This window comes from Limnothrix sp. PR1529, from assembly GCF_002742025.1.
Classification (GTDB): Bacteria; Cyanobacteriota; Cyanobacteriia; order CACIAM-69d; family CACIAM-69d; genus CACIAM-69d.
Genome location: NZ_LIRO01000086.1, coordinates 1 through 3,097, shown reverse-complemented (window position 1 = coordinate 3,097; position 3,097 = coordinate 1). Strand labels below are relative to the sequence as shown.

Annotated in this window: 4 protein-coding genes; 3 read left to right on the top strand and 1 reads right to left on the bottom strand. The window is 52.4% G+C overall.

Annotated features, from left to right (window positions below; genetic code table 11):
- Positions 1-56: 56 nt before the first annotated feature.
- The gene (locus AMR42_RS12685) at positions 57-569 is read right to left on the bottom strand and encodes a tyrosine-type recombinase/integrase (protein WP_158234467.1); all 513 of its coding nucleotides are present in this window, start codon (positions 567-569) and stop codon (positions 57-59) included.
- A 295-nt stretch (positions 570-864) separates the two neighbouring features.
- Here AMR42_RS12685 and AMR42_RS12680 point away from each other — a divergent pair, with 295 nt between their 5' ends.
- The 3 genes from AMR42_RS12680 to AMR42_RS19915 form a co-directional block, all read left to right on the top strand.
- Positions 865-1,116: a hypothetical protein gene (locus AMR42_RS12680; RefSeq protein ID WP_099533975.1), complete on the top strand. Its 252-nt coding sequence runs from the start codon at positions 865-867 to the stop codon at positions 1,114-1,116.
- A gap of 510 nt (positions 1,117-1,626) precedes the next feature.
- Entirely contained in the window at positions 1,627-2,886 is a 1,260-nt protein-coding gene (locus AMR42_RS12675; protein WP_143473067.1) for a hypothetical protein, read from the top strand.
- 7 nt (positions 2,887-2,893) lie between these two features.
- Positions 2,894-3,097 (top strand): hypothetical protein (locus AMR42_RS19915; protein ID WP_143473066.1); only part of this gene is annotated, 204 nt, incomplete at its 3' end.

Genomic DNA, 3,097 nt, shown 5'->3' with positions numbered 1-3,097 from the left:
GATCGGTGGGCCTTCACTGCTGGGGCGATCGAGCTGCCGTGATCGACGGGTCTGTTTTAGAGCAAATTGATCGCCGCGATCGACCGCTCATCCATGGGGTCTGTCTCTATGTATCTGGACAGCACCGATAGAGACTGATGGCCGGTTAACGTCTGGATGGTGGCCAGCCCTACACCTTTTGCGGCCAATCCAGAGCAAAATCCTCGGCGGGCGGAATAGAGCGATAGGCCCAAGCCGGTTAACTTAGCTCGGATCAGCGCTCGCCTGAATGCTGCATCCATGGTGCGACGGTGAATTTCTCGATCGGGCGATCGGCGCGATGGGAACATGAGCAGCCCTGGGTCTGGCCGGTAGGCCAGCAAATACGGGTGTAACTTCCGCGCGATCGGCACCTCTCGGGTGCGGCCGCATTTGCGCGATCGCCCGCTGAAGACGATTGCCTTTAGGGGTTGGCCACTACTGCCATAAACGCTGGCTTGGGGCAACCGCAAGATTGCCGTGGGTCGCTCGCCTGTATACCAAGCGATCGCCCAATAAAGTCGATGTGATTTTTCAACAAACGACTCCAAAATCTTAAGAAATAATTGATCTGTTAAGGGTGTAGAACGTCCCGATCGGTTGATTTTCATGCCTCTTTTTCGCTCTGCTCAACTAATTAGGTATCTTGATAAGATCCTTTCAGTTTTCAAAGCTTCTAAGGCTTGCCTCATAAGGATCTCAGCTCTTTTTAAGATAGCCTCTTTTGTATAGTTGAGGCAATTTTTGCATTGTTTAAAAACGCATTAGATTACTGATCAGAGTTTGGCATTAAAAATGCTCTTAGACCGCACTCAGATCCCACCATCAATCGCGACTGTTGAACAGTTGGCCGTTTGGGTTGGCACTCTGCTGGATAACGTGACCGGGACAAAGCAAATCAAGGAACAGGAAAACTCGTTGCTCGTTTACGCGGCCCAATTTCAGATCTTTCGGGCGGCTGATGAAACGGTGCGTTGCATCATCAGGCAGTCGATCGAGCTGGATCCGCTCTATGTGGCCGATCAAACCAAGAAATCTTGGATGTTTGCCCGGCCGCTAACCACGGCCGAGATCCCGTTGGGATTTCGGCTTGATTAACGATCGCTAATCTGTCAGGCGATCGCCATGCCCGAAATACCCCTACCCGGCTCCATCTTCCCTACTGCCAATAGCGTCGCTGGCCAGCCCAGCAACGAAGATTTGCAGCGACAGATCGATGATGCATGGGCGCGGGGGCGGCCGTGGGAGGCTCCGTCGCTGGCTCCAGCGCTTAAGCCGATCGTCCCTGCGTTGCCCCCGGCGCTATCGGGGGGCCCGATTAATCCAGTCGGGGGCGACCCATCATCGGCCACAAGCGGCCGCCATCCAGGCGATCGGTTACCGGCCCCAACCGGTGGATCACCGGGTGATGATCCGGGTACAGGGCCGGGCGATGGGCCCGATGAGTTCACCATTCCTTACCAAAAATCCAAGATTAAGTTCACTTTTTGGACGGCTGAGGCAATCTACGACCCAAAATCGCAGCTTTACGACTTTGGGGGCTGGGTTTTTTACTCCAGCACCATCACCGATCTGCCAGCCGGGCCCTATCGCTTCCGAATCTTGCCCATGGAGCCGGAATATGCCGGCCGTTACCGATCGCCCCCGAGTGGGGCGAAACGGCTTTACGAAGCCGTGCCAGCGGATCCCGAAGCCCGAACCATCCGGCTTGGGTTTGCCTCCTGGGGCTGCATTGCGGCGATCGAGATCGTCTCCAGCGAGGATCCCGATAGCACCCCGGTTCCTGATTTTCCTGATTTCCCTGGCGGTGGGGGCCTCGATATCAATAACCCGCCGATCCGTAAGCCACCCGATCGGGGCTGGCCTCCGCTTGCTGTTCCTCCCGGTTCTACCGGTCGTTTTCCAGGGGGTGGATCCGTGTCTCAGTGTCGTTTTGAGAAGGCTAATCTCGACAAAATCCTAAAAAATCAGGATGACATCCTGAAGCGCCTTGGGCCTGAAATCAAAAGCAAGAGGGGCGGTGAATACGGGCTGTCTGGTGCAGTTCAAAACGTTCAGAAGATGCAATGGCTCAACCAAACATTAAACGTTTTGAGCGTGTTTTTCAGCTTGCATAACGCTTTGATGTTATCTCGTAATCTGACTGAATCGGTAACGGGATTGTTAGACGTTGGCTTGCAAGCATTTATGCGAGTTTTTCGGCTATCAGATCCCGATGAAGATGCTCAAATTGATGTAGCTGACCTGATTAGCAAAGGTTGGCAAGCTTTGATGATTGATGTGTTCGGAAAAGAGCAATGGATTTTGATTCAAGCCAAAATCGATGCTGCTAATCGCATTTTGCAAAGTGCCAGCAACGTTTATTTCAATGTTCAATCAATTTTTGATGGGACTAGAGGGCTGATTGAAATTGCGACTAATAATGTTAGTCGCATTGGCAATGCTTTAAAGAAATCAAGAATTGTTGGTGAGAATGATTATAAATGGATGCCAACGGGTATCAATGCAAACTCAGGTAGGATTCAAAAGTTGTATGACACAATTAATAACGCAACTGAATTGACAGACGTGCTAACAGGGATTGCGGGTGAGGTCGTTAACATTAGCGACGAATCGCGCGAGTTAGCAAAAGCTCAGGCGGAACTAACCAAGCAGCTTTCAGGTGCGCAAGAAATTTTAAATAAAGAGGATTTGCCTGAAGGCGAGATCCGACCGGTTGGTTCCGGTTTCAATCCAGAAAACGTGCCACAGACTCTAATTGCTGAATCGGCTAAGAAAGCCAGTGAAGCAAGCGATATCTCGGCGCTTGATCTGTTTTCAGACGATACACCTTGGGAGTTTTTAGGCGATCCACCGCCTAAGGGGTAAACCAACCATGGGTGTATCCTCTCTCGACAGCCCTGAAGGCTACAGAGTCCTAAATGATCCGATTTTGCGATCGGGTGCTCAGGCCAGACCGATCGGGGAACCGACCAAAATCCCTTTGCCCCCCATCCCCATCCCCTCGGGCGGTGGCCGCGGCGGTGATGATTTGGATCCGGCTCCGTCCAGGGCTAACGACACTCTGGATCCGGCCCCG

What these genes read in the sequence shown, in the direction of transcription:
- AMR42_RS12675 (WP_143473067.1), top strand. Translation starts at nt 1,627, where the DNA reads ATGGAGCCGGAATATGCCGGCCGTTACCGATCGCCCCCGAGTGGGGCG.